Source organism: Streptomyces cyslabdanicus (genome assembly GCF_052663305.1).
This window is the reverse complement of record NZ_JBQRUW010000051.1, coordinates 1-26699: the sequence shown is the minus strand read 5'-3', so window position 1 is coordinate 26699 and position 26699 is coordinate 1. Positions and strand designations below refer to the sequence as shown.

Genomic DNA, 26699 nt, shown 5'->3' with positions numbered 1-26699 from the left:
CATGTCGGCCCCCCTTCCCCCGCGCGTCTTCGACAGCCCCGCCCTGCTCGGCGCGGAGCTGGCCCGCGAGATCGCGGACGGGATCGCGGAAGCAGCAGGCGCCGGCCGGCGCTACGTGCTGGGCTGCCCCGGCGGCCGCAGCCCCAAGCCGGTCTACGAGGCGCTCGCCGAACTGACCGCCGAGCGCCGGCTCGACCTGCGGCATGTCGTCATCGCCATGATGGACGAGTACGTCCTGCCCGACCCCGACGCGCCGGGCGGCTTCCACGACGTCGACCACGGCGCGCACAACAGCTGCCACCGCTTCGCCACCGAGGAGATCGTCGCCCCCCTCAACGCCGCCGCAGGACCCGGCCGGGGCATCCCCGCCGACGCGGTCTGGTTCCCCGACCCGGCCGACCCGGAGGCCCACGAGCGGCGCCTCGTCGACTGCGGCGGCGTCGACCTGTTCCTCCTGGCCTGCGGCGCCTCGGACGGGCACATCGCCTTCAACCCGCCCGGCACCGACCGCCACAGCACCTGCCGGATCGTCGAACTCGCCGACACCACCCGCGTCGACAACATGGGCACCTTCCCCGACTTCGCCTCCCTGGACGAGGTGCCCCGGCACGGCGTCACCGTCGGCGTGGAGACCATCGTGGCCCACTCCCGGCGCGCGGTGATGATCGTGCACGGCGCCCACAAGCGCGAGGCCGTGCGCCGCCTGACCGCCGCCCGCGGCTACGACCCGGCCTGGCCCGCCACCCTGGTCACCGAGTGCGCCGACGCCGCGCTGTACGTCGACCGGGCCTCGTCGGCCCTGGAGGACGCCGCATGACGTACGACCTGATCACCCTCGGCCGGGTCGGCGTCGACCTCTACCCGCAGCAGACCGGGGTCGGCCTGGCCGAGGTGAGCACCTTCGCCAAGTACCTCGGCGGCAGCGCCACCAATGTGGCCGTCGCCGCCGCCCGGCACGGACTGCGCAGCACGGTCGTCACCGGCGTCGGCGACGACCCGCTGGGCGGCTTCGTCCGCGCGGCGCTGCGCGGCTTCGGCGTGGACGAACGGCATGTGGTGACCGTGCCCGGGGCCCAGACCCCGGTGGTGCTGTGCGAGATCTTCCCGCCGGACGACTTCCCTCTCTACTTCTACCGGCCCGACGCCCCCGACCTGCGGCTGCTGCCCGCACACCTGGACCTGCCCGCGCTGCGCGCCGCCCGGGTCGTGTGGGCCACCGGCAGCGGACTGTGCGCCGAACCGTCGTACGGCACCACCCTGCGCGCGCTCGCCGAACGCGACGCCGGCACCGACACCGTGCTGGACCTGGACTGGCGCCCGATGTTCTGGGACCGCCCCGAGGACGCGCCCGCCCGCTACGCCCGCGCCCTGGAGCACGCCACCGTCGCGGTCGGCAACCGCGACGAGGTCGAGGTCGCGGTGGGCACCCGTGACCCCGACCGGGCCGCGGACCTGCTGCTCGCCCGAGGAGTACGGCTGGCCGTGGTCAAACAGGGCCCGGACGGGGTCCTGGCCCGCACCGCGACCGAGGACGTACGGGTGCCGCCGATCCCCGTCGAGGTGGTCAACGGCCTCGGCGCGGGCGACGCCTTCGGCGGCGCCCTGGTCGCGGGCCTGCTGGCCGGACGTCCGCTGACCGACACCCTGGCCGCCGCCAACGCCGCCGGGGCGCTGGTCGCCTCCCGGCACTCCTGCGCCGACGCGATGCCCACCCCCGAAGAGATCGCCGAGCTGACCGGCCGCACCGCACCGCGCGCCGCCACCACCCTCACCACCGGAGAACCCCGTTGAGCACCACCCTCGCCACCAGCCCCGCCGCCCGTGACCTCGCCGAGGTCACCCGGATCCGGCTCACCGACCCCGACGCGATCCGGCGGGCCGCCGCCGCCCGCCCGAAGTTCGACCCCGCGGGCCTCGCCCGGCCGCTGTTCATCCTGGCCGCCGACCACCCGGCGCGCGGCGCGGTGGCCGCCGGCGGCAACGCCACCGCCATGGGCGACCGCCACGAGCTGCTGGCCCGCTGTGTCGAGGCGCTCTCCCGCCCCGGCGTGGACGGCTTCCTCGGCACCCCCGACCTGGTCGAGGACCTGACCCTGCTCGGCGCGCTCGACGGCAAGCTGGTGCTCGGCTCGATGAACCGGGGCGGCATCCCCGGCGCCTCCTTCGAACTCGACGACCGCTTCACCTGCTACGACGCCCGCGGCATCGAGGAGGGCGGACTGGACGGCGGCAAGGTGCTGCTGCGCGTCGACCCCGCCGACCCGGGCACCGCCGAGACCCTCAGCGGGACCGCCGCCGCCGTCAACGAACTGGCGGAGCGCCGGCTGCTCGCCCTCATAGAACCCTTCAAGTCCGTGCGCGAGGGCGGCAGGGTGCGCAACATCCTGGAGCCCGACGCCCAGATCTGGGTGAACAACATCGCCTCCGCGCTCGGCCGCACCTCCGCCTACACCTGGCTGAAGGTCCCGGTCGTCCCCGAGATGGAGCGCATGATGGCCTCCACCACCATGCCCACCCTGCTGCTCGGCGGCGAGGGCGGCGGCGACCCCGAGGCCATGTACGCCTCCTGGCAGCAGGCGCTGCGCATCGAGCACGTCCGCGGGCTGATCATCGGCCGCACCATGCTCTTCCCCGCCGACGGTGATGTGGCCGGCGCCGTGGACACCGCCGTCTCACTGCTCGGCCAGGAGTCCTGATGGCCCGTCGGCTGCATCTGCCCGACGGCACCGCCGGGGCGGACGGCTTCCGGCTGGCGGTCACCCCCCGGGACGCCGGGTGGACCTACAGCTCCCTGCGCGTGCTCGACCTCGCACCGGGCGCCTCCCGGACCCTGGACACCGGGGACAGCGAGCTGATCGTGCTGCCGCTGTCCGGAAGCTGCCGGGTGGAGATCGACGGCACCACCTTCGACCTCGACGGCCGCACCGACGTCTTCAGCCGGGTCACCGACTTCGCCTACGCTCCGCGCGACGCCCGGGTCACCGTCCACTCCGCGGGCGGCGGCCGGTTCGCGCTGCCCGCGGCCCGCTGCGAGCGCCGGCTGGCGCCCGCCTACGGGCCCGCCGAGGCGGTGCCGGTCGAGATCCGCGGCGCCGGCCCCGCCACCCGACAGGTGAACAACTTCGCCTCCCCCGAGGGCTTCCCCTGCGACCGTCTGGTCGCCGTGGAGGTGCTCACCCCCGGCGGCAACTGGTCCTCCTATCCGCCCCACAAGCACGACGAGCGGCGCCCCGGAGAGGCGGTGCTGGAGGAGATCTACTACTTCGAGATCGGCGGCCCCGGCCCGCACGGCTTCGGCTACCAGCGGGTGTACGAGCCCGTGGCGACCGGAGGCGACGGGGTGGACGTGCTGGCGGAGGTCCGGCAGGGCGACGCGGTGCTCGTCCCCCGGGGCTACCACGGTCCCTCGATGGCCGCGCCGGGACACCCCCTGTACTACCTCAATGTGCTCGCCGGGCCGCACCCAGAGCGCACCATGGCGTGCTGCGACGACCCGGCCCACCACTGGGTACGCGCCTCATGGGACGGCCAGGCCGCCGACCCCCGGGTGCCGATCTGCGACGCCGGAGGGCCACGATGACCACGACCGGATCCCGTCCCACCCGCCGACTGACCACCGCCCAGGCGCTGGTGGCGTTCCTCGCGCAGCAGTACACCGAGCGGGACGGCGTCGAACAGCGGCTGATCGAGGGCTGCTTCGGCATCTTCGGCCACGGCAACATCGCAGGACTCGGCCAGGCCCTGCTGGAACGCCCCGACGACCTGACCTACCACCAGGCCCGCAACGAGCAGGCCATGGTGCACGCCGCGGTGGCCTACGCCCGCACCCGGCGCAGGCTCTCCACCCTGGCCTGCACCGCCTCGGTGGGGCCCGGTTCCACCAACATGGTCACCGGGGCGGCCCTGGCCACCGTCAACCGGCTGCCGGTGCTGCTGCTGCCCGGCGACACCTTCGCCTCCCGCGCCGCCTCGCCGCTGCTCCAGGAACTCGAACAGCCGTACGCCGCCGACCTCACCGTCAATGACGTCTTCCGGCCCGTCTCCCGGTTCTTCGACCGGATCTGGCGGCCCGAGCAACTGCTCTCCTCGACCGTGCAGGCGATGCGGGTGCTCACCGACCAGGCCGAGACCGGCGCCGTCACCCTCTGCCTGCCGCAGGACGTCCAGGCGGAGGCCTGGGACTTCCCCGAGGAGTTCTTCGCCCACCGGGTGTGGCACATCCGCCGCCCGGCCCCCGACGAGGCGTCACTGGCCGCCGCCGTACGGCTGCTGCGGGGCGCCCGGCGCCCGCTGATCGTGGCCGGCGGCGGGGTGATCCACTCCGACGCCACCGCCGCGCTCGCGGAGTTCGCCGCCGCCACCGGGGTGCCGGTCGCGGTCACCCAGGCCGGCAAGGCCGCGCTGCCGCACGGCCACCCGGCGGCGGTCGGCGCCGTCGGCCACACCGGCAGCGCCGCGGCCAACGCCCTGGCCCGCGAGGCCGATGTGGTGATCGGCATCGGCACCCGCTGGCAGGACTTCACCACCGCCTCGCGCACCCTGTTCGCCGACCCCGAGGTGGCCTTCGTCAACCTCAACATCGCCGCGTTCGACGCCGCCAAGCAGGCCGGGGTGTCCCTGGTCGCGGACGCCCGCGCGGGCCTCCGGGCGCTGGGCACCGCACTGTCCGGCTGGTCCGCCGCCCCGGACTGGCGCGAGCGCGCGGCCCGGCTGGTGCGCGGCTGGGACGCGGTGGCGGACGCCGCCTTCACCGCGGGACACCGGCCGCTGCCCGCCCAGAGCGAGATCATCGGCGCGCTGCGGGACGCCATGGGGGAGCGGGACGTGGTGGTGTGCGCCGCCGGTTCGATACCGGGCGATCTGCACAAGCTGTGGCGCCCCAGCGACCCGCTGGGCTACCACGTCGAGTACGGGTTCTCCTGCATGGGCTACGAGATCGCCGGAGGGCTCGGCGTGAAGATGGCCGCGCCCGACCGCGAGGTCGTGGTGCTGGTCGGCGACGGCTCCTATCTGATGATGGCCCAGGAGATCGCCACGGCCGTCGCCGAGCGGCTCAAGCTGGTCGTGGTACTGGTGCAGAACCACGGCTTCGCCTCGATCGGCGCGCTGTCGGAGCAGGTCGGCGCCGACCGGTTCGGCACCCGCTACCGCTACCGCGACCCGGCCACCGGTCACCTGGACGGTGACATCCTGCCGGTCGACCTGGCCGCGAACGCCGCGAGCCTGGGCGCCGACGTGCTCCGCGCCCAGGACCTGGACGGCTTCCGCGAGGCGCTCGCCACCGCCCTGGCGGCCGAGCGCACCACCGTCGTCCACGTGGAGACCGACCCCCTGGTACCGGCCCCCGGCTCCGACGCCTGGTGGGACGTCCCGGTCGCCGAGGTCTCCGCACTGCCGTCCGCCACCGCGGCCCGCGCCGCCTACGAGCAGCACAAGAAGGCCCAGCGCCCGCTGCTCACCCCGCCCCCGGCCTGAACCGGCGCCCGGCCCGCGTCCACCGGCACTCCCGGAGCGGACGCGGGCCGGTGGACCGCACCGGTGCGGGGACAGTCGTCACCATCGGGGGAGGCGACGCAGGCCCACTGAGCCGTTCCTCGCCGTGAAGCGGGCGGATCGACCGGTACGGCGAGGAGCGCCCGCGGGGCGGCCTCGGCCGACAAACTTGGCAAGCGCGCTGTAGTACTCCTTGGGCCGGGCCTCGAAGTCCACCCACGCGGACAGCCCCGCAGGACCGCTGTCCGGTCCCCGCAGCAGGTCGACGGAGGCCTGGGCGAACTGCTGCTCGACGCCTTCCCGTTGGGCCTCGGCCAGCAGCAGGCGCAGCTCGGCCACGGCATCCCGGGCGTCCTGGCGCTGCTCCTTTCCCGCGGCCGACATCTGCTTCCAGCCGGCAGCCGGGGCCGCGTCGGCCAGCATCGGGTCCAGACGCGTGGTCAGTTTCCTGCCCACCGCCGCGGCGTGCTCCATCCCCGGACCGGCCTCCACCAGCGCCCGAAGAGCGACGACGAGTGCCGTGGTCCGCGGCTCGGGTCGCGCCGCGTCGATCCGGACCGCCAGAGCTTCGTCCGCCTCGTCGGCGATCCGCTGTGCGGCGGCCATCACCCGCCCGGCCGTGGTCCGTCCCACTCCAGGGATCTGCCCCAGCCGCCACTCCCCCGCATCGAGCACGTCCCGCACGGTGCGGACCCCGGCCTTCTCCAGCTGCTTCACAGTCGACCGCATTCCGGCGGTCTCCCGGAGCCGTGTGACCGGCATCCGGCTCAGCTCACCGTCGACCAGTTCCCGATGGAGCGGTGTCCATGCCGCCCGTACCGCTTCCACCGCCCGTCCATGGTCCTGGGCCACCAGCGCGGCGGCCTCCCGCAGCCGCGTCGCCGCACGGACGACCTTGGCCCGCGCACCACGCCCGCGGTTCAGTGCGCTGATGTTCCCGCCGACGAGGGCGTAGTTCGGTGCCTTCAGGATCTCGTCCCGGTCGGCGTCGCATTGGTACGGCGCTTCACGCTCACGGTGGGCGAAGGGATCCGTCCACCGAACCCTGCACTTTCCGTCGGGCTTCTCGTCCAGCACGGTCAGTTCGGTCTGCCGGAGTTCGGGGTAGTCCGGCGCGGCCCAGTACAGGCCTGTCGAGCACAGGATCAACATCAGGCCGCACACCAGCAGCCACCGGAAGAAACCCACGTGCCGCATCCGGACACCTCCCCCTGGGTCCGCCCCGCCGAACGCGCCGAGCACGACCAGCCTGTACCGCGCGCGTCGCGTCGACAAGGACCGGTGCGGGCAGCCGGACGGCCCGTTTTGCTGCCTGCTCCCGGCAATTCGGCGACGTGCGCGGCAAGGGTGCTGGAGGAGGGGCCTCGCTGGTGCGGCGGATACGCTGGACCTGCGAGGACGGGGGTTTGAACTGCTGCCGTTCGACAGCGGTTGGGCGTGTTCTGGTGTGCATGAGTGAGCTTCGCGGTTGCGGTGCGCGGCGTGGGGTGGCGGCGCGTGGCAAGGCGACGGGTGTTCTGGTTTCGAATGCGTGACCTTGGGTCGGGGGTGGTCGTTGGGTGCGGTGTGGGGTTGGTCGGTATCGGGCGGGGGTGGGGTGTGGGCGGGTTGCGTGAGGTGGTGGCGTCGTTCGTGGTGCCCGGCCCGTCCGGGGTGGCGATCCGCACCGGTCTCAAGCATCTGACCGGGCAGGACGAGACGGTGCTGCGCCAGGTCGGCAGTCTGCTCGGCTCCCTTGCCTCCCGCGACCTGAAGGTGCGTTGTGCGGCGGGGCTGGACCACGACGGTGAGCAGTGGGGGCGGCGGAAGCGGGCGTTGACGGGAGAGTCGTCGTCGCGGTGGGCCGGAAGTATCACCAAGGCCACGCATGATCAGTGGGCGGTGGCCCGGCGCGGTCAGCTCGCCCACATGCAGAGTCTGCGGGCAGGCGCCGAGACCATCACGCACCGGCTTGCGCAGCCCATCGGGGGCAAGGGCGCCAAGGGGAGGCCGGGTGGTTACCGCTCGGAGCGGGAGTGGTTTGCCAAGTCTCGGCGCCTGCACGTGCTGGAGGACCGGCTGGAGCAGGTGCGGGCCGACTGGGAGGCCGGGCGGGTGCGGGTGGTGCGCGGCGGCAAGAAGCTGGCGCGCGCCCGGCACCACCTCGAAGCCGCCGGGCTGACCGAGGCGCAGTGGCGGTCGCGGTGGCACGCCGAGCGGTGGTTCCTGCAGGCCGACGGCGAGTCCGGGAAACCGTACGGCAACGAGACGATCCGCATCACACCCGGCGGTGAGGTGAGCATCAAGCTCCCGGCGCCACTGGCCGACCTGGCCAACGCGCCCCACGGCCGGTACGTACTCGCCTGCCGGGCCGTCTTCCGCCACCGGGGCGAGCAGTGGGCCGACCGCATCGCAGCGAACCGTGCCGTGGCCTACCGCATCCACTACGACCCGGACCGGGGCCGCTGGTACGTGACCGCCTCCTGGCAGAACCCGCCCGTGCGGACCGTGCCCTTGGAGGCGGCCCGTGCGGGTGGGCTGGTCGGCGTGGACATGAACGCCGACCACCTGGCCGCCTGGCGCCTGGACGCACACGGCAACCCCCTCGGCACACCCCGCAGATTCGACTACACCCTGACCGGCAGCGCACAGCACCGCGACGCACAGGTCCGCCACGCCCTGATCCGCCTGCTGCACTGGACCGTACGCCACGGTCTGGCCCTCGCGATCGAGGACCTGGACTTCACCGCGGAGAAGACCCGGGAGAAGCACGGCAGACAAAAGCGGTTCCGCAAGCTGATCTCCGGGATGCCCACCGCCAGGCTGCGGGCACGGCTGGTGTCGATGGCGGCCGAGCTGAGCGTCGCCGTTGTCGCAGTCGACCCGGCCTACACCAGCCGCTGGGGCACCCAGCACTGGCAACAACCCCTCACCACCACGACACGCAAGCCCACGCGGCACGATGCTGCCGCCGTGGCAATCGGACGACGCGCCCTGGGATGCCCGATCAGGCGTCGGACGGCACCGCCCCCACACGACCGGAGCGATCGTGTGCGGCATCGGACCGTCCAGGCCCGACCGGACACCCCGGGACGTGAGGAACCCCGCCCCCGCATTCCCGGACCACGGACACGATCCGCCGGCGCCGGACGCGGAGCGAAAGCGGGCGACCAGTGTGCCCACAACCGTTCGGGGCACACGACTGAGCACGAGTCCTGGCACCAGGACTCACTCCCGCTCAGTTTCTAGGAACGGTGGAACAGGGAGACCGCGTTGGACAAGCCGCTGAAGAACCCCCCGCCGTACGCCATCGCCAGCGTCGATCACGCGCTGCGGGCCGCCACCATGCTCCAGCTGGAGGGCGGGCTGACCGTGTCGCAGGTCGCCGAACGCCTCGGCGTGGCCCGGTCGACCGCGCACCGGCTGCTGGCGATGCTCGTGTACCGGGACTTCGCCGTGCAGGACGAGAACCGTGTGTACCGCGCGGGCCCGGTCCTGGAGCTGGCCGCCCACTCGCAGTCGCAGGTGTCCCGCCTGCGTACCGTCGCGCTGCCCCATCTGCACCGGTTGGTCGACCTGCTGGAGGAGACGGCCAACCTGACGATCCGCACCGGGGACACGGCCCGGTTCATCGCGAGCGTCGAGTGCGCGCAGGCGCTGCGCGTGGGTTCACGGGAGGGCATGGTCTTTCCGGCGCACCGCACGACGGCGGGGCTGCTGCTCCTCGCCGAGCTGGGCGAGGAGCAGCTCGAGGAGGTGTACGCCGTGGAGCGCTACCGCGACCGGCCCGGGGACCGGCCCGACCTGGCGGCGCTGCGGCAGGAGCTGGCACGGGTGCGCCGGGGCGGATTCGCGGTGAACCAGGACCGCTCCGAGCGGGGGCTCGTCGCCGTCGGGGTGCCGGTGCGCGGCGCGGACGGGGTGGCGCTGGCGGGCGTGTCGGTGTCGCTGCCCGGGGTGCGCTACGCACCGGGTCGGTTGCAGTCGCTGGTGGCGACGCTGAACGCGGCCGCGCGGGCCATCGAGGCGGATCTGGCCACGCGCTGAGGAAGGTGGCCGCGGCCGCTTCGCGAGGCACTTCACGGGGGAATCGTCCGTCGGCGTCGGACGGCAAAAAGAAAGGGAAAGGAGGTCACCCGCTCCTTTCCACTCTCAACGTATAGCGCACTGGGGGGCTTGCGGCAAGGCCCCCACCGTGCCGCAGAATCGCCGGCCGAAGCCGGAAATCGAGGGTGGGTGTCGCGAAGTGCGTGTGCTGTTGTCGACGTATGGGTCGCGTGGCGACGTCGAACCGCTGGTGGCACTCGCGCTGCGGCTGCGGGAACTCGGCGCGCGGGTGCGGGTGTGCGCGCCGCCGGACGAGGACTTCGCGCAGCGGTTGGCCGGTGTCGGCGTGCCTCTGGTGCCGGTCGGTCGGCGCGCGCTGACGACCGCGGCACCGTCGCCGTCGTCCCTGCCGCAGCGCGCGGCCGAGTTGATCGCCGGACAGCTCGACGCGGTCACCGCGGCGGCCGAGGGGTGCGACGCGCTGGTGGCGACCGGCATGATGCCTGCCGCGGCCGGCGCCCTGTCGGTGGCCGAGAGACTGGGCATCCGCTCCGTGTCGGTGACCTTCCAGCAGCTCGTCCTGCCGTCGCCGCACCGCGCGCCGCCGGCGTATCCGGGCCGGTCGTTCCCGCCGGAGGTGACCGACAACGGGGCGCTGTGGGACCTGGACGCCCAGAGCATCAACGCACTGTCCTTCGCGTCCCTGTCGGCCGCCCTCGCCCCCCGCTGAGCTGAGAAGTACGCCAGTCCGCCCGTGCCCGCGTGAGCCACGCGCGATCGTCGAGCCGGGCCCCGCAGAACGACCACTCGAACTCCACGCCGGACCGGCACCCTGCCGCACGCAACGGTCGCAAGCGACCCCAGATCGGAACCGAAGACCATGAACCCCCTCACCACCAGTGCTTTCGACCTTCCCGACCGGCTGTCCCCCAAGGCCGACCCGACACTGATCGCCGACGACGAGCAGCACTTCGCGGACCTCGCGGAATGCCTTGAGCAGTCGATCGCCGAGGTGTCCGACCGCCTCGCCGCCGCACGCAGGGCGCCGGGCGGCATGGGCCGGCAGGCGCTCGACCGGGACCTGGAGATCCACCGGCTGACTGCTCGCCTGCGCACGCTGCGCCGCTTCGGTCTGGACCTGTGCCTCGGCCGCATGGTCGGCGCGGACCACCCCGAACCCCTGTACATCGGGCGGCTCGGCCTCACGGACAGCACGGGTCGCCGACTGCTGCTCGACTGGCGCTCCCCCGCGGCCGAGCCGTTCTTCGGAGCCACCCACGCCCACCCGATGGGCCTGACGAGCCGCCGCAGGTATCGCTGGACCCGCGGCCGGATCAGCGACTACTGGGACGAGGTCTTCACCGCGGACGAGTTCGCCGGGCACGCCGCCGCACTCGACGACCAGTCCGCCTTCATCGCCAGCCTGGGCAGCAGCCGCTCGCCCCGGATGCGCGACGTGCTCGGCACCATTCAGGCCGACCAGGACGCCATCATCCGCGCGGGTTCCCGCGGTGCTCTCGTCGTCGACGGCGGTCCGGGTACGGGGAAGACCGTCGTCGCCCTGCACCGCGCCGCCTACCTCCTCCACTCCGACCCCCGCCTCGGTCACCGCCGCGGCGGCCTGCTGTTCGTGGGCCCGCACCAGCCGTACCTCGGCTACGTCGCCGACGTCCTCCCCAGTCTCGGAGAGGAGGGCGTGCAGACCTGCACCCTGCGCGACCTCGTCGCCGAGGGAGCCGCCGCGGCGGTCGAGCGCGACGCGGGCGTGGCCCTCCTGAAGTCCTCCGCGGACATGGTGAAGGCGATCGAGACGGCCGTCAGGTTCTACGAGGAGCCGCCCGCCGAGGGGATGACGGTCACGACCCCCTGGTCCGACATCCGGCTCAGCGCCGACGACTGGGCCGCGGCGTTCGAGGCGGCGGAACCCGGCACCCCGCACAACGAGGCGCGTGACCAGATCCTGGACGAGCTGCTCACGATCCTGGTGGACAAGCACGACGGCGACGTCTCGGCCGACCTGCTCCGCACCTCGCTGACGCGGAACAGGGAACTGCTCACCGCGCTCCACCGCGCGTGGCCGCTGCTCGATGCGGCCGACCTCGTCTCGGACCTGTGGTCGGTACCCGCCTACCTGCGGATGTGCGCACCCTGGCTCAGCCGCGACGAGGTTCGGCTGCTGCAACGCTCGGACGCACAGGCGTGGACGGTGTCCGACCTGCCGCTGCTGGACGCGGCGCGGCAGCGGCTCGGCGATCCGGAGGCGTCGCGGCGCAAGGCCCGGCACGAGGCCGTGCTCGCCGCCCAGCGCGCGCGGATGGAGCAGGTCGTGGACAACCTGATCGCCGCCGCGACGGACTCCGGGGCCGACGGTGACGACGGCGAGGGCCTGGTGAGGATGTTGCGCGGTGAGGACGCCGAGGTCAGCCTGGTCGACGAGTCCGAAGTGCCCACCGCCGACCCGGACCTGCTCGCGGGACCGTTCGCGCACATCGTCGTCGACGAGGCCCAGGAGCTGACCGACGCGGAGTGGCAGATGCTGCTGCTGCGATGCCCGTCCCGGAGCTTCACCATCGTCGGGGACCGCGCCCAGGCCAGGCACGGGTTCACCGAGTCGTGGCGGGAACGGCTCGAACGGATCGGACTCGACCGGATCGACCTGGCCTCCCTGAGCATCAACTACCGCACGCCGGAAGAGATCATGGCGGAGGCCGAGCCGGTGGTCCGGGCCGTGCTCCCGGACGCCAACGTGCCGACCTCGGTCCGCAGCGGCGGCGTCCCCGTCGTGCACGGATCCACCGCGGATCTGCACGCGGTCCTCGACACCTGGCTCGCGGCGCACGCCGACGGAATCGCCTGCGTCATCGGCGATCCCACGTTCCCGACCACGTCCCGCGTCCGGTCACTCACCCCGGAGCTGTCGAAGGGACTCGAATTCGACCTGGTCGTCCTCGTCGACCCGGAGAGGTTCGGCGAGGGCGTCGAAGGGGCGATCGACCGCTATGTGGCCATGACCAGAGCGACCCAGCAGCTGGTCATCCTCACGAGCCCCTGACGTCGGCCGGGCCGACGTCCGTGCCGTCTGCCGGGGCGGGTGCCGGGCCGTCTGCCGGGGCGGGTGCCGGGTGCGGCATCCGGTGACCGCCCGTCTCGGCACCACCACACGGAAAAACAGGTGTCGCCGACCGCCGTGCCGTCCCTACCGTTCAGGATCATGGATGACATCACTGCCCCGCCACGACTGACCCGCCTCGCCTTCCACGGCCCGCTCTGCGAGGACCGGGCCGCCGGGATGGTCCGGCGGCTCGCCTCCGCGGCCGGTCCGACGGCCCCGACCACCGTGCTCGACCTCGGCTGCGGCTGGGGCGAGCTCATGCTCCGCCTCCTCGAGGCGATGCCCGGCGCGAGCGGAGTCGGCGTCGACCTCAACGAGGAGGACCTGGCCCGCGGGCGCGCCAACGCCGAGGGCCGCGGGCTGGCCGAACGCGTCCGCTTCGTCCAGGAGTCCGCCGCCGGCACCTCCCGAGGCCCCGCCGATCTCGTACTCTGCCTCGGCGCCAGTCACGCCCTCAGCGAGGCCCGACCCCCCGAGCACACCGCGGCCGCCCTGCACGCCCTCCGGAGTCTGGTCACCCCGGGCGGCCGGGTCCTGCTCGGTGAGGGTTTCTGGCAACGCCCGCCCGCCCCGGGCGAGTTGGCGGCCATGTGGCCTGACGCGTCCGCCTCCGAGTTCCACCACCTCGGCGACCTCGCCGACCTCGCCGTCGCCGCGGGGTTCCGTCCGGCGTGGATCGAGACCGCGAGCAACGACGAATGGGAGGAGTTCGAGTCCGCCTACCGGTCCGACGTCGAGGAATGGCTCGCCGCCCACCCCGGTCATCCCCTGGCCGAGGAGACCCGCGACCGCGTCGACCGCCACCGCGACAGGTGGCTGCGGGGTTGGCGCGGCGTCCTGGGCATGGCCTACCTGACCCTCGTTCCCGTGACCTGAGGGACGGCGGGACCAGTCGTCGGTGTCACGGAACGCCCGACAGCGTGTGCTGTCGGGCACCGCTCCCCTCCGGCTCCGCCGCGCTCAGCCCTCTTCCTTTCGCCTGCTGCGCACGAGCCAGGTGGCTGCCCCGACGGCCAGGGCGACCGGCCACTCGAGGACCCCCGCGACGGCTAGGGCTCCCAGTCCCCCGTAGAAGACCAGGTCCCGGGTGTACACCTTCTCCAGGCTGACGTGCGGCATCGGAACCGGGGCGTGGAACATGCGCGTGGGCCAATGGGCGCCCCCGTCAGGATGGGCCTCCCCGGTCCCGTTCTGCCGGGAGTGCGCACGCTCCGTGAACGCCTGCGTGCTCCGGGCCCCGTACTGCCCCTTCTGGGCCCGCACGCGCGCCGCGGGTTCGAGCGTGGTCAGTCCAGCCTCTGACATCTTCTTCTGGGCCCGAACACGCTCGGTGGGCTCGAGCACGGTCTCGGCTGCCGTAACCATCCCCGCTCCTCCTTTCCTGTGAGCCGGTATGGATGTGCCTCTGCTTCCATCCTCGCGCGCCGTCGACCGTAGAGCCGCCTCGCGGCGGACCCGGACGGCTCGACCGGGTCCTGGAAGCACGCGTGCGGGGCCCCGGCCGACCCTGCCAGGCCGGCCGGGGCCCCGCATCCGCTCACTTCCCGGCCGCAGGGCAGGCCGTCACGGCTCACAGTAGGCGAGGGGAGTCACGTCGTAACTCTGGGTGGTGGACGTGTTGTGGAAGTTCACGGTCCAGCTGTCGCCGGGGTTCGTGCTCGTGCTCTGGTAGCTGTTCACGGGGATGACTTCGTCGCCCCCGACCCACCCCCCGCCGACCGCCGTCTGACCGGCCGGACACACAGTGACCAAGGCCAGCGTCTGCCCCGGCGTCAGCGTCGCGTCACCTCCGACGACCTGAGTGATGTCAGCGGCGCCCGTCGCACCCTGGGGACCGGTAGCACCGGTGTCGCCCTGGGGACCCGTAGCACCGGCGTCGCCCTGAGGACCCGTAGCACCGACGTCACCCTGAGGACCGGTCGCACCCTGCGGACCAGTGGCACCCGCATCACCCTGAGGACCCGTAGCACCGGCGTCACCCTGAGCGCCGGTCGCGCCAGTGCCGCCCTGAGGACCGGTAGCACCAGTGTCACCCTGCGGACCGGTAGCACCCTGCGAGCCCGTAGCACCCGTGTCACCCTGAGGACCTGTAGCACCGGTGTCACCCTGGGGACCGGTCACACCCTGCGGACCAGTGGCACCCGCATCGCCCTGAGCGCCGGTCGCACCGACGTCACCCTGGGGGCCGGTCGCACCAGTGCCGCCCTGAGGACCGGCAGCACCGGTGTCACCCTGGGGGCCCGTGGCACCCGTGTCGCCCTGGGGGCCCGTAGCACCGGCGTCACCCTGAGCGCCGGTCGCACCAGTGTCGCCCTGGGGGCCGGTCGCACCAGTGTCACCCTGCGAGCCCGTAGCACCCGTGTCACCCTGAGGACCTGTAGCACCGGTGTCACCCTGGGGGCCGGTCACACCCTGCGGACCAGTGGCACCCGTATCACCCTGAGCGCCGGTCGCACCGATGTCACCCTGCGGACCCGTAGCACCAGTGTCGCCCTGGGGACCGGTCACACCCTGCGGACCAGTGGCACCCGCATCACCCTGCGGACCCGTAGCACCGGTGCCGCCCTGGGCGCCGGTCGCACCGATGTCACCCTGCGGACCGGTAGCTCCCGTGCCACCCTGCGGACCGGTCGCACCGGTCACCCCCTGCGGCCCCGCAGCACCCGTGTCACCGTGGGCGCCGGTCGCACCGATGTCACCCTGCGGACCGGTAGCGCCGGTCACACCCTGCGGCCCTGCAGCGCCGGTGTCGCCCTGCGACCCAGTGGCTCCCGTCGTGCCCTGCGGCCCGGCGGGCCCGGTGACCCCCGTGGCCCCCGTGGCGCCCTGCGGGCCGGTCGCCCCCGTCGCGCCCTGGGGGCCTTGCGGCCCGGGTTGGCCGCACGACGGTACGGCGCTCGAGACTCTGACGTAGCGGGCGGTCACCCAGCCCGGACGGTTCGCGAGCCGGTACCACACCGGGTTTCCGTCGACGCTCTCCCCCACCGCCTGGCACCAGACGCTGATCCGCGCGCCGCTGGAATAGCTCCCCAGTACGGCGGACCTGGTCGTCGGTTCGGCGCGGATGCTCAAGCTCGTCCTGGATGTGACGGTCCCGTGAATTGCCGCCTCGAACACGCTCCGCTCCGCGTGGGCGGCAGCGACCCCTGAACGGGGCGTGTCCGCCAGCCACGGAGCAACAGCCGCCGCGGACCCTTGCAGCTCACATGTCAGGCCGAGACTCACCGCTCCCAGGGCCAGCGACAGAAAGGTAAGCCTTCGCATCAAGAAACACCACGCCTTTCGCTCTTCGCCTGCAATGAAGGAAGACGTAAAGAGAAAAGCGTATATTCAGCCCATAACACTGCTATGACACGAACAAAATCCCATGGAACAGTAAGGAGTCGGGCCGGCCTCCGGGGTCAGATCGCAGGGCTCGCGATCCGGGTGTAGGTGAGCCCGTTGCTGACGCCGGCGAGTGTGGTCACCGTGATGGTGACCACCCCGGGGGCGTCCGCGGGCGCGACGGCCGTGACGCTGGTCGGGGAGAGCACGGTGAACGACGCCGGGACGTCGCCGAACTCCACGCCGGTCGTGGTGGTGAGACCGGTGCCGGTCAGCGTGACAACTGCCCCCGCGTACACCGGTCCCTGATCGGGTGTCACGGAGCTGAGGGTGGGGGCGTCGAGGTAGACGTAGCCGAGAGGGTTGCTGGTGCCGCCGGGGGTGATCAGCGTGACCGCCGCGGCGCCGGCCGCGTGAACGGGGGTCACCACGGTGACCTGGGTGTCGGAGACCACGGTGAACGATGCCGCCGCCGTGTCGAAGCGCACCGCCGTCGCGTTGAGGAGTCCGGTGCCCGTCAGGGTGGCCGTGGTGCCGCCGGCCGAGGGTCCGGCCGGGGGCGCGACACCGGTCAGCGACGGTACCGGGGCGTAGTAGAAATACGAGTTGGGGTCGTCGGGGTTGCTGGTGCCGCCGGGAGTGGTCACCGTGACCGCCGCCGCACCGGCGGCGTGAGCGGGCGTCACCGCGACGATCCTCGTGGCGGAGAGGACGGTGAGCGACGTCGCCGGGCTGCCGTCGAAGAGCACCGCCGTCGCCCCCGACAGGTTGGTGCCCGTCAGCGTCACCGTGGTGCCCCCGGAGACCGGCCCCTGACTGGGCGTCACCCCCGACACGGCGGGGACGGCGACATAGGTGTACGTGGCGGTCTGGGTGCTGGTGCCCTGGCTGGTGGTGACGGTGACGTTGACCGCCCCGGCGCCCGCAGGTGCCACGGCGGTGAGCTGTGTGCTGCTGAGGACGGTGAACGTGGCGGCGGCGCCACCGCCGAACCGGACCGCTGTCGCACCGGTGAATCCGGTACCGGTCACGGTGACGACGGTCCCGCCGGAGGACGGCCCCTGGCTGGGACTGATCGAGGAGACGGTGGGGGCTGCCATGGCTGTACTCCTTCACGCAGCACTGCGGCGGATCCGCGTCGCGACGGTCGGGGCGACGACGGCCGGTCGGGGGGACACCCGCCCGAGCGGAGAAGGGGACCGCGTTCGGACGGGTGTGGTGCGCATCCCCGGTACGGGGCTGCCGGATCAGATGCCGGGGCCGGTGACGTAGGTGAAACCACCGGCGTCGGTGGCGGTCCCGGCAGGGTTGGTGACCACGACGTCGACGGCGCCGGCCGTGCCGGACGGGGTGACCGCCGACAGGGTGGTGGCGTCGATGACGGAGAACGGCGCGGCGGTGCCGCCGAAGGTGACCGAGCTGGCGCTGTCGAGGTTGGTGCCCGTGATGGTCACCGCCGTCCCGCCGGAGGTCGGACCCGAGGCCGGGTTGACGGTCGTGATCGTGGGGTCGTCGATGTAGGTGTAGGAGAGGCCGTTGTTGCTGCCGCCCGCGGTCGTCACGGTCACGCCCACCGGCCCGGCCGCCGTACCCGCCGGCACGACGACACTGAGGGAGCTGTCGGAGTTCACCGTCGGGGTGGCGGTGTTCGCGCCGAAGGACACACCGGTCGCGGTCGACAGGCCGGTGCCGTTGATGGTGATGGTGTTGCCGCCGGCCAGTGGCCCGGAACTGGTGCCCAGGGAGGACTTGAACGGGGCGCCGACGTAGAAGAACGACACCGGGTTGCTGGTCCCGCCCGGGGTGGTCAGGGTGACCCCGACCGCGCCCGCCCCCGAGGGGGAGACCGCGGTGACCTCGGTCGCCGAGACGTTGGTGACGCTGGTCGCGGGCTTGGTGCCGAACAACACCGCGCTGGTGTCGGTGAGGTTGGTTCCGGTGATGGTCACCAGCGTGCCTCCGCCGGTGGAACCCTGGTTCGGAGAGATGGGCATGGGAACGCTCCTTCGTCTCTGGTGGGGACATGCGAGGAACCAGCGGAACGGCCTGTCACCGTCCGCGCCGCCGCCGAGAGGCGGGACCGCCACCGGCACTCGAGCGCCGTCGGCCCGTTCGGGCTGCTTCAGGCTGGGCAGAACGGCTCAGGAGTACGGCCGGCCCGGAGGGAACGAGCGGACTTCCGCCCCGGCACGCACGGCCGGGCGCACAGCGGCCTGAGGCGTCTCCCTGGGCATGGAGAAAACCGGCAACCGCTGCCTGTCTCAACGTCCCTCTGGCACGGGATGGGCAGCCCGCCGGTATCGCACTCTCAGTGACGCATAGGTCTGATCGAGTGACAAGAGGCCCTTCACCAATATCACTCGTATGGAGTACTCCAGGGCAGTCCACCCCTCGGTCGCTCCGCGGGCCGCACGCGCCAGGAAGGTGGCAGTGCCGCCAGGGGCGGGCGCCGGCAGCCGCCGGGCCGCGCGATCGTGAACAACTCGCCCGTCTCACGAGACAAGACAGCCTCGGGCGGTACGACCTAGGGAATCCCAGTAGGCGGTACGACTGGAGCGTGTGAAGCCGTCACGCTCCCCTGATGGGGTGACACGCCCGGAAACCCCTTGCCGGTGCACCGGCCCGGGAGTTTGGATGTGAATATCCAACCGGTGGGCCGCCCATCCTCTCCGGGGGATGTGGCAGTCACTCCGCGTGCGGCTTCTCTCCGGAGGAGGTGCGTGGGTGCGTGCTTGCCACCATGGGCACCCCCGCAGAGGGAATTGGATCGGGTCAGCCGGTGCCGTCCAGGTACCGGCTGACCCGGTGGTACACGCTGATTCCGGATGCGTGAACCGGATGTGCGGAAGGGATCAGGGGCTCTTGCAGGTGATGTTTCCGGGTGCGGGAGTGGAGTTGCCCGTGGCGGTGAAACCGAAGGTGGCGGTGCCGTTGGCCGCGAGGGTGCCGTTGTACGCGCTGTTGCGCACCGTGACGGATCCGCTGGTCCCGGTGTTCGCTCCGTCCCAGAGGCTGCTGATGGACTGACCGGTGGCCAGGGTCAGACCGACGGTCCAGCCGTTGAGCGTGCTGGTGCCGTTGTTGCGGATCGTCACTTCACCCTGGAAGCCGCCGGGCCAGCTGTTGACGTCTCGGTAGGCGGCGCTGCAGGTGCCGTTCGTGCCACCGCCGCCGGGGTCACCGCCCGTGCCGCCGCCCGGGTCGCCTCCGTCGCCGCCTCCGCCGTCTGTCAGGGTCGGGGTCTGCCAGTCCCGCCACGTGGACAGGTTGCCGGACTTGCTGGGAGCGATCCTGAACACGCCGGGGCTGCTTCCCGTGCCCAGCAGGAACTTCTGGATGTTCTGCTGCAACGGCGTCTTCCACTCGGACCTGACGGCGCAGTGGGTCCCGTCCTGGACGTCCGACCAGTAGCTGATGTTGCTCCCCGCGCCGAGCGCCTTGTAGATCTCGGCCCCGCCCAGCGCCGCCACGCTCCCCGACCTGGCGGCCAGCCAGTCGACGTACGGGTTGTCCATGACGAACAGCCCCCGCGGCGCGACCATGCCCAGGATCTCGTGGGTGTCCACCGGAAGGGAGTTCGGGTTGCCCGTGTAGGAGCTGAACGCGTCGCCCAGCCAGGGCTGTTCCGAGTAGGCGCTGCTCAGCGGCTGGGCTCCGCTCTCACCCGGAATGCCGCGAAGGACGGGCACCCCGCCGCTGCCCGACTCGATCGGCATGGTCAGGGCGATGCGCTGGTCGAACGCGCCGGCCACGATGGCACCCTTGCCGAACCGCGAGCATCCCGTGACGCCGGTCGCGCTCGCCTTGAGGACGTTGCCGCCCGACTGCTCGATGACGTCGATGATGCGGCTCACGCCCCAGGACCAGGCCATCAGCAGGCCCGTGCTGCTGGACGAGCCGTACACGCTGTAGAAGGCGCCCTGCTTGTTGTTCCGCGCGGTGCCCTCCTTCCCCACCGTGTAGGGGTCGTAGTTGATGACGGCGACACCGGAGGCCTTGATGGTGGCCGTGTCCGCGCCGAGCCCGCCCAGCACGATGACGGCCGGGAAGGGACCCGAACCACTCGGCAGACTCACACTCGCCGAGAAGCTCGCGCTCTTGCCCTGGTCCGACACGTTCACGGTGATGCCGCTGGCCGACACCGTGCCGGTGACACTGGCGGGCTTCGCGGGCTTCTGGCCGTAGACGGACCGCTGCGCCAGCTGGCTGATCTCCGCCCGGCGGCACCGCCAGTCGGAGGTGGACGAGATGCGCGTACCGTCCAGCCTCCTGAAGGGATCCGGAAGCAGGGAGCCGGCCGTCGGGGAGCCCGGGTTGGGCACCGCGCAGTCCGCGCCGTCGTCCTCGCCGCCGGCTTGCACCTGCGCGGCGACGACGTGTCCGTCGGCGGCGCCCGCCTGCGCGGTGAGCGAGGGGGTGATCAGGCTCGCCGTGGCCAGCAGGGCCGCGGCGGCCCACACTCTGGGCCGATATCGATACCGGGGGATGCGCATGGGGACCTCCAGGGGAAGGTGCGCGATCGACGGGGACGGACCCTGCCCGACCGGTCTCACGGGGGCGCCGCCGCGAGAGCGGCGACCGCAGAGAGTCGGGGTTTCCCGGTTCGAATGTTGCGTGAACCTCGGGACGGCACGGCCAGGGATGGGAGCGCTCCCAAGCGTAGGAACGGGGTCGAGGCATGACAACACCCCGGGGGTGGGCCGCCCCAGTTTGGCCATTCCACCACCACCGGCGGCGCGCGATGACCCCAGCAAAGCGGGGCGGACGAGCGAAAGCCGACAGAACCGTCCGCCACCCGAGGCCTGCGCAACGGAAGTACCGGCCGATTCGCACCCGCACCGAAGGTTTCGAAAGTTTCGGTTCCGGCACCGCACATCTGCGACACACCACTCACGCGCCTTGACCGCACCGAACGGCGGTGAACCCAGACGAAGAATGACAGAGTGTTACAACAGTCGCAGAGGGAAGGAAGACGATGAAGCGGAAGCCCCTGGCGTCGACGGAACCGAGGGCGGGATCCACGCCGGAGGTCGCGGTCCGTCTGCGTCTGCTCTCCGAGGCGAGCCGCGCACTGGCCTCGGGCCTCGACGCGGAGGAGGCGCTGCGCCGCCTGGCCCGGGTGGTCGTTCCGCATCTGGCCGACGCCTGCGTCGTGGACCTGGTCGAGGGGAACGGGCTGCGCCGCCTCACCGTCACGGACCGGGACGCGGAGCGGGCGCTGCGGGTACTGCCCGGAGGGTTCCTGCCCGGCCCCGACGACTCGGCCGCCGCACTGGCGAAGGTGCTGCGCGGCACGGGCCCCCTGGTGGTCACCGACTTCGACAAGCCCGATCCGAACGACTCCCTGCGCTCGGCGCAGTGGGCCCTGTACCGCATGCTGGGCGCCGAGACCGCGTTGATCGTGCCCATGGGCGTACGGCGAGAGGCCCTCGGGGCGCTCACCTTCGTCCGGCGGGGCCCGGCCGCCCCCTTCGACGAACAGGAGCAGGCGCTCGCCGCCGACCTGGGGCACCGCGCGGGCCTCGCCCTGGACAACGCCCGCCTGTACGCGCTGCAACAGCACACCGCCGAGCAGCTCCAGCGCTCGCTCCTGCCCGATCTGACCGGGCTCGGGCACCTCCAACTCGCCACCTGCTACGTGGCCGCCCGCGAGCGGGCCGAGGTCGGCGGCGACTGGTACGACGCCTTCCCGCTCCCCGACGGCTCGGTGGTCCTCGCGATCGGGGACGTGGTCGGCCACGACCTGGCGGCCGCGGTCCGCATGGGGCAGCTGCGCAACATGCTGCGCGCGCTCGCCTACGACAGCGGGGACGACCCGGCCGGGGTGATGAACCGCCTGGACCGGGTCATGCAGGGCCTGACCAGCATCGAACTCGTCACGGCCGTCGTCGCCCGGATCGAGACCCCCGCCGACGCACCCTGGCGGCTGCTGATGAGCAACGCCGGCCACCTTCCGCCGCTGCTCGCCCAGCCCGACGGCCGCACCCTCCTGCTGGAGGGGGGACACGCCCCCGTCCTGGGAGTCGACCCCGAGCTCGCGCGGGAGACCGCGGCGGTCACCCTGCCCTCCGGGGGCACCCTGCTCTTCTACACCGACGGCCTCATCGAACGCCCCGGCGAGGACATCGGCCGCGGCCTCACCCGGCTGCGCCAGCACGCGGCCGCGCTGGCCCGTGAACCCCTGTCGGTTTTCCGCGACGAACTGCTCACCCGGTTGAGTGACGATCAGCACGACGACATCGCTGTCCTGGCGCTGCGCGTCCCCTGACCTCCGGGACGCATACGCACAGAGAAGCGAAAGGTCAGTTGCAGTCGTCGAAGTGTTCGCATACGACACTCTTCGATCAATGGACGCCAGTGTCGAAGACCTCCACTCGAACGCCGGGGACGCGCGCCTACGGTGCGATCACCGGGCGGCCGGCGCCGTCCTGACGCAGCCGACGATCAAGGGGAGGCACCGTGGCGAGTGTGGAAGTGTCGCTGAAGGAAATGATGACCGCGGTCGAGGGGGCGCTGGGCGCGGCGGTCGTCGACTACACCAGCGGAATGGCCCTGGGCACCCTGGGCGGAGGCAAGGATCTGGACCTGACCGTCGCCGCGGCGGGGAACACGGACGTCATCCGTGCCAAGGTGCGCACCATGGAGCAGCTGGGCCTGAACAGTCAGATCCAGGACGTGCTGATCACGCTCGGCGACCAGTACCACCTGATCCGCCTGGTCACCGGACGCAACGGCAACGGTCTGTTCCTCTACCTGGTGCTGGACAAGGCCCGTTCGAATCTGGCGATGGCCCGCCACCAGCTCAAGCGCATCGAGGAGCAGCTCGAGATCTAGGCCCTTCCGCACCCCGGGCCGACGTGCGCCCATGATGTGAAGACTTCTTCAAGTCACCACATCAGCATGATTCCAAGTCGTGGTCGCACGTGGTCCGGGGCGAGAAGGATCCGCTCCGCGAGGCACATTCCGCGTGGCGCCCCCCGGGGCGCCACCGCGTCCTGGACCAACCCCGATGCCAGGGAGCAGGCACCCATGCAAGTCCCCCTCTACCAGGCCAAGGCGGAGTTCTTCCGCATGCTCGGACACCCCGTGCGCATCCGGGTCCTGGAGCTGCTCCAGCACGGTCCCGTGCCCGTACGGGACCTGCTCGCCGACATCGAGATCGAGCCGTCCAGCCTCTCGCAGCAACTGGCCGTGCTGCGCCGCTCCGGCATCGTCGTGTCCATCCGGGAGGGCTCCACGGTCCGCTACGCCCTCGCCGGCGGCGATGTCGCCGAACTGCTGCGCGCGGCCCGCCGTATCCTCACCGAACTCCTGGCCGGCCAGAACGAACTGCTCGCCGAGCTCCGGCAGACCGACGCTGCCGAGCCCACCGCACCCGCCGCGACCGCGGGATCCGGGCGGATGCCCGTAGGGCCCCGGTCGGCGCACACCGTCACACCGTCAAACGCGCCGGGCCGCGGCGCGCGGTGAACGGCGCGACCGCGGGTGCCCCGGGCGGACGGCGGATGCCGCCGGGTCCTGCCCCGGCGCCGCTCAACGGCGCCGCGCGGGCGTCGGCGGGCCGAACGCGGCGCTGTTCAGCGAACGCCGCATGGTCAGCACCATCGGGCGCTCCACGAACCGGTGCACGAGATAGGACAGCACGACCAGGGCGGCGACGGTGACCCCGACCAGGAGCAAGGGATCGACCCGGTCGCCGAAGTGGCGCGCGACGGTCAGACCGAGCGTGTCGTGCAACAGGTACAGGGGGAAGGTCATCGTGCCCATGACGGTCAGCCCGCGCCAGCGGAGCCGCCGGGTCCAGCCGAGCGCGATGGCGCCGACCGCCAGGAAGAAGGCCGTGGCCACCAGGACCAGCCAGCCGCGCCCCGGCGACCAGGTCTCCCAGTTGTTGCGGCCACCGGTGGGCGCCAGCAGGAAGTGCAGCGCCAGCAGCCACGACATGACGACGATGCCCCACAGCAGGGGTGTGGGCCGGTACCGGTACATGAGGTGGAACGCCATGCCCGCGATGAAGTACGGGGCCGACGCCGGGTTCACCACGAGCGTGAGCAGCGGGAGGTGGGCGGAGGGCGCGAGCACGGCGGCGAGGGTCCACACCCCGCAGAAGATCACCACGCGCTGGTAGCTGACGCCCTTCCACACCACGACCGCGAACGTGAGGTAGAAGCAGAGCTCCGGCCAGAGGGTCCAGTAGACCGGGTCCAGGCTGGGCACCCCGAGCGGGGTCTGCAGCATCGTGAAGTTCGCGAGCAGGATGCGCGGGTGGGGGTTCCCGAAGGGGGTGTCGGCGAAGTAGACGACGCATGCCGACACCGCGATGGCGATCCAGTACATCGGGTACAGGCGGGTGACGCGGGAGATGAAGAAGTCCCGTGGTGTGCGCCCCCACGCGCTCATGCAGATGACGAAGCCGCTGATCAGGAAGAACAGGTCGACGCCGAGCCGCCCGAAGGCGAAGTAGCCGTGCAGTTCGGGGAAGACGCTCTGGTACGGGCGTCCCCAGATGCCCCGCATCGCCTCCGGGGTCTGGCCGACGAAGTGGAAGAGCACCACCGAAAGCGCCGCCAGGAACCGCAGCCCGTCCAGCGCGGCGAGCCGGTCTCTTCCGGTGCCCTTCCCGGCGACGATCACCCGTGCCGCAGGGGGTGCCTGCGGCACCAGCACATCCTCGGTGACCGCCCCCTCGTTCCGCGGTCGCGTGGCTGCACCGGCCGATGCCCTGCGATCCGTCTGGGTCATATCTCCCGTTCCAGAGTCGTCCTGTTTCGAAAGGGCCCTGGAATCCGGATCACCTGCCCGGCGGGCGGATGACGGTTTCGCCGAGTTTCGCCGAGTTCGTACGCATTCCGCTGCGGGGCGAGTGCCGACACCGCCTGGCCCACAGAGGGGGCCTACCCGATGTCCCCGACGAGATACGGGGCCGCCGGGGTGACACGAACCGCACCCGGGAACGAGGTCGCCGTCGTCTACCCTTCGGGCATGGTTGATCACTGCGTCGTGGACGTGGGCGGGATCCGGCTGGCCTATCAGGTGTCGGGAGAACCGGGCAGCCGACCGCTTGTCCTGTTGCACGCGCTGGGTGAGACCGCCGCCACCTGGGACGGCGTGGCTCGTGCCTTCGCCCGCAGCCGGCGGGTGTACGCCCTCGACCTTCGCGGTCACGGCCGAAGCGACTGGCCGGGGGACTACTCGCTCGAGCTCATGAAGGCCGACGTGGTCAGGTTTCTCGACGCATTGGGGCTCGGCCCGGTGGATCTGATCGGGCACTCCATGGGCGGCGTCGTGGCCTACCTGCTCGCGGAGGACCATCCGGAGCGGGTCAAGCGGCTCGTACTCGAGGACGTCCCGGTCCCCCGCCCCCGGGAGCCGACCGTCCCGGCCCGGCCGGACGGCGAACTCGCCTTCGACTGGCAGATGGTGCCGAATGTCAGAGCGCAGATCGACCACCCGGACCCCGGGTGGCTGGAGCGACTCGGCCGAATCACCGCCGAAACCCTCGTGCTGGCCGGCGGTCCGCACAGCCATGTCCCCCAGGACGGCATCGCCGAGCTCGCCCGCCGCGTCCCCGGCGGGAGCGTGCGCACCATCCCGGTCGGACACCTGATCCACGAGGCGGCGCCGGAGGCGTTCCAGGAGGCGGTTGCGGCCTTCCTGCCCGCGGTGAGCGACCGGCAGCGGTGAACCGGAGGGGGCCGCTCTCGCACTCGACTACTCTGCACGGCGTGATCAACTCGTACACGGGACTCGATGACGCCGAGGTTGCCACAGCGGCGGCATGTGCCGGCGCGGACGTGGTGCGCACCCTGTACGGCCGCCCCCTCGCCCGCATCGACAAGGGTGCCGGCGACTTCGCGACGGCCGCCGACGTGGAGGCCGAGAAGGTGATCCTCGCCGTCCTCCGGGCCGCCCGGCCGGGGGACGCGGTACTCGGCGAGGAGAGCGGACCGCAGGGTGCTCGCGACGCCGCGCGCCAGTGGTTGGTGGATCCGTTGTGCGGCACGCTGAACTACACCGTCGGCAGCATGCTGGTCGCCGTGAACGTAGCGCTGCGCGACGGGGCGGCTGCGGTGGCCGATCCGTTCGGCGGCGAGGTGTTCTTCACCGACGGTGAGTCCGCCCGGGTGCGGCAGGACGGGGCCGACGCGCCGCTGACGCCCACGTCCGCGACCCGGCTGGTGGACGTCAACCTGGACCCGCCGTTCCCGAGCGCGCCGGGGTTCCGGGCCGTGGATCTGCTGGCCCGCCCCGAGTTCGCCGAGCGGTTCCGGCCGAGGGTCGTCTCCACGACGCTCGCGCTGGCCTGGGTCGCGGCCGGCAGGCGTGCCGCGTACGTCACCGACGGCGGGAACCTGTCCGCAAGCGTGCACTTCGCCGCCGGCATCGCTCTGTGCCGGGCCGCCGGCTGCGTGGTCACCGGGATCGACGGCGCTCCGCTCGGGCAGACGAGCCGCGGGCTCGTCGCGGCCGCCGACGCCGAGACCCACCGGGCGCTGATGACGATGATGACTTGACTTGCTCCTCGGGCTGAAGCCCGAGGATTCTGGCCTTCCGCTCCGGTGTCTGTGCCGCTATGCGGCGCTGGCTCCGGTGCGGATTCCGTGGCTTCCTGCTTCACCGCGCTGTGCCGGAATACGTTCCGGTCTTACCTGCGCTCCACAGGCTGTCACCGCCAGTCCGACGGCCTTGATGTTGATGGCGGCGTTGTGGTCCCGGTCGTGGACCGTGCCGCAGGCGGTGCAGG

20 protein-coding genes and 1 pseudogene are annotated in these 26699 nt (G+C 72.2%); 15 read left to right on the top strand and 6 right to left on the bottom strand.

The genetic code is table 11. The annotated features are described in order from the left end of the window. Position 1 precedes the first annotated feature (1 nt). The 5 genes from ACTYVM_RS28790 to iolD are packed head-to-tail and all read left to right on the top strand — an operon-like array spanning position 2 to position 5475. The gene (locus ACTYVM_RS28790; RefSeq protein ID WP_445528757.1) at positions 2-817 is read left to right on the top strand and encodes a 6-phosphogluconolactonase; all 816 of its coding nucleotides are present in this window, start codon (positions 2-4) and stop codon (positions 815-817) included. After that, the gene (gene iolC, locus ACTYVM_RS28785) at positions 814-1791 is read left to right on the top strand and encodes a 5-dehydro-2-deoxygluconokinase (RefSeq protein ID WP_445528756.1); all 978 of its coding nucleotides are present in this window, start codon (positions 814-816) and stop codon (positions 1789-1791) included. The genes ACTYVM_RS28790 and iolC overlap by 4 nt, the downstream gene beginning before the upstream one ends. Next, positions 1788-2696, top strand: coding sequence for a Cgl0159 family (beta/alpha)8-fold protein (locus ACTYVM_RS28780; protein WP_445528755.1), 909 nt, complete (start codon positions 1788-1790; stop codon positions 2694-2696). Before iolC ends, ACTYVM_RS28780 begins: the two co-directional genes overlap by 4 nt. Further along, a complete protein-coding gene (iolB, locus tag ACTYVM_RS28775) occupies positions 2696-3580 on the top strand; it encodes a 5-deoxy-glucuronate isomerase (RefSeq protein WP_445528754.1) in 885 nt (294 codons plus the stop codon). The genes ACTYVM_RS28780 and iolB overlap by 1 nt, the downstream gene beginning before the upstream one ends. Then, positions 3577-5475: a 3D-(3,5/4)-trihydroxycyclohexane-1,2-dione acylhydrolase (decyclizing) gene (gene iolD, locus ACTYVM_RS28770; RefSeq protein ID WP_445528753.1), complete on the top strand. Its 1899-nt coding sequence runs from the start codon at positions 3577-3579 to the stop codon at positions 5473-5475. The genes iolB and iolD overlap by 4 nt, the downstream gene beginning before the upstream one ends. Positions 5476-5553: 78 nt before the next feature. Here iolD and ACTYVM_RS28765 read toward each other — a convergent pair whose 3' ends face one another. Further along, positions 5554-6690, bottom strand: coding sequence for a helix-hairpin-helix domain-containing protein (locus ACTYVM_RS28765; protein WP_445528752.1), 1137 nt, complete (start codon positions 6688-6690; stop codon positions 5554-5556). A gap of 402 nt (positions 6691-7092) precedes the next feature. Here ACTYVM_RS28765 and ACTYVM_RS28760 point away from each other — a divergent pair, with 402 nt between their 5' ends. The 5 genes and pseudogenes from ACTYVM_RS28760 to ACTYVM_RS28740 all read left to right on the top strand — a co-directional run bounded on the left by ACTYVM_RS28760 (position 7093) and on the right by ACTYVM_RS28740 (position 13507). Next, on the top strand, positions 7093-8721 hold the full coding sequence (locus tag ACTYVM_RS28760) for an IS200/IS605 family accessory protein TnpB-related protein (protein ID WP_445528751.1): 1629 nt from the start codon (positions 7093-7095) through the stop codon (positions 8719-8721). Positions 8722-8745: 24 nt separating this feature from the next. Next, the gene (locus ACTYVM_RS28755; protein ID WP_445528750.1) at positions 8746-9519 is read left to right on the top strand and encodes an IclR family transcriptional regulator; all 774 of its coding nucleotides are present in this window, start codon (positions 8746-8748) and stop codon (positions 9517-9519) included. Between the two features lie 205 nt (positions 9520-9724). After that, positions 9725-10210: pseudogene (locus ACTYVM_RS28750) on the top strand (glycosyltransferase); the annotation flags it as partial. A gap of 189 nt (positions 10211-10399) precedes the next feature. Continuing rightward, positions 10400-12571, top strand: a complete 2172-nt coding sequence (helR, locus tag ACTYVM_RS28745) for an RNA polymerase recycling motor ATPase HelR (protein WP_445528749.1) — start codon at positions 10400-10402, stop codon at positions 12569-12571. Positions 12572-12730: 159 nt separating this feature from the next. Further along, positions 12731-13507 carry an SAM-dependent methyltransferase gene (locus tag ACTYVM_RS28740; RefSeq protein ID WP_445528748.1) on the top strand — a complete coding sequence of 259 codons (777 nt, stop codon included), beginning with the start codon at positions 12731-12733 and terminating at the stop codon, positions 13505-13507. Positions 13508-13591: 84 nt separating this feature from the next. On the opposite strand, the gene ACTYVM_RS28735 is transcribed toward ACTYVM_RS28740, so the two are convergent. The 4 genes from ACTYVM_RS28735 to ACTYVM_RS28720 form a co-directional block, all read right to left on the bottom strand. Next, positions 13592-13996, bottom strand: a complete 405-nt coding sequence (locus ACTYVM_RS28735; protein WP_445528747.1) for a hypothetical protein — start codon at positions 13994-13996, stop codon at positions 13592-13594. A 2036-nt stretch (positions 13997-16032) separates the two neighbouring features. Then, positions 16033-17055 carry an IPT/TIG domain-containing protein gene (locus ACTYVM_RS28730; protein ID WP_445528746.1) on the bottom strand — a complete coding sequence of 341 codons (1023 nt, stop codon included), beginning with the start codon at positions 17053-17055 and terminating at the stop codon, positions 16033-16035. 147 nt (positions 17056-17202) lie between these two features. After that, entirely contained in the window at positions 17203-17949 is a 747-nt protein-coding gene (locus tag ACTYVM_RS28725; protein ID WP_445528745.1) for an IPT/TIG domain-containing protein, read from the bottom strand. Positions 17950-18807: 858 nt separating this feature from the next. Continuing rightward, the gene (locus tag ACTYVM_RS28720) at positions 18808-20448 is read right to left on the bottom strand and encodes a glucuronyl esterase domain-containing protein (protein ID WP_445528744.1); all 1641 of its coding nucleotides are present in this window, start codon (positions 20446-20448) and stop codon (positions 18808-18810) included. 482 nt (positions 20449-20930) lie between these two features. Between ACTYVM_RS28720 and ACTYVM_RS28715 the strand changes: the two genes are divergently transcribed. The 3 genes from ACTYVM_RS28715 to ACTYVM_RS28705 all read left to right on the top strand — a co-directional run bounded on the left by ACTYVM_RS28715 (position 20931) and on the right by ACTYVM_RS28705 (position 23425). Next, a complete protein-coding gene (locus ACTYVM_RS28715; RefSeq protein WP_445528743.1) occupies positions 20931-22223 on the top strand; it encodes a PP2C family protein-serine/threonine phosphatase in 1293 nt (430 codons plus the stop codon). Positions 22224-22414: 191 nt separating this feature from the next. Next, positions 22415-22789, top strand: a complete 375-nt coding sequence (locus tag ACTYVM_RS28710; protein ID WP_400033351.1) for a roadblock/LC7 domain-containing protein — start codon at positions 22415-22417, stop codon at positions 22787-22789. A 195-nt stretch (positions 22790-22984) separates the two neighbouring features. Beyond that, the gene (locus ACTYVM_RS28705) at positions 22985-23425 is read left to right on the top strand and encodes an ArsR/SmtB family transcription factor (RefSeq protein WP_445528742.1); all 441 of its coding nucleotides are present in this window, start codon (positions 22985-22987) and stop codon (positions 23423-23425) included. Between the two features lie 63 nt (positions 23426-23488). Here ACTYVM_RS28705 and ACTYVM_RS28700 read toward each other — a convergent pair whose 3' ends face one another. Further along, complete coding sequence (locus ACTYVM_RS28700) at positions 23489-24616, bottom strand: acyltransferase family protein (protein WP_445528741.1); 1128 nt, start codon at positions 24614-24616, stop codon at positions 23489-23491. A 321-nt stretch (positions 24617-24937) separates the two neighbouring features. On the opposite strand from ACTYVM_RS28700, the gene ACTYVM_RS28695 reads away from it, so the two are divergent. Both ACTYVM_RS28695 and ACTYVM_RS28690 read left to right on the top strand, forming a co-directional pair. Beyond that, positions 24938-25639 carry an alpha/beta fold hydrolase gene (locus ACTYVM_RS28695; RefSeq protein ID WP_445528740.1) on the top strand — a complete coding sequence of 234 codons (702 nt, stop codon included), beginning with the start codon at positions 24938-24940 and terminating at the stop codon, positions 25637-25639. A 41-nt stretch (positions 25640-25680) separates the two neighbouring features. Further along, a complete protein-coding gene (locus ACTYVM_RS28690) occupies positions 25681-26469 on the top strand; it encodes an inositol monophosphatase family protein (protein ID WP_445528739.1) in 789 nt (262 codons plus the stop codon). Positions 26470-26699: the final 230 nt, after the last annotated feature.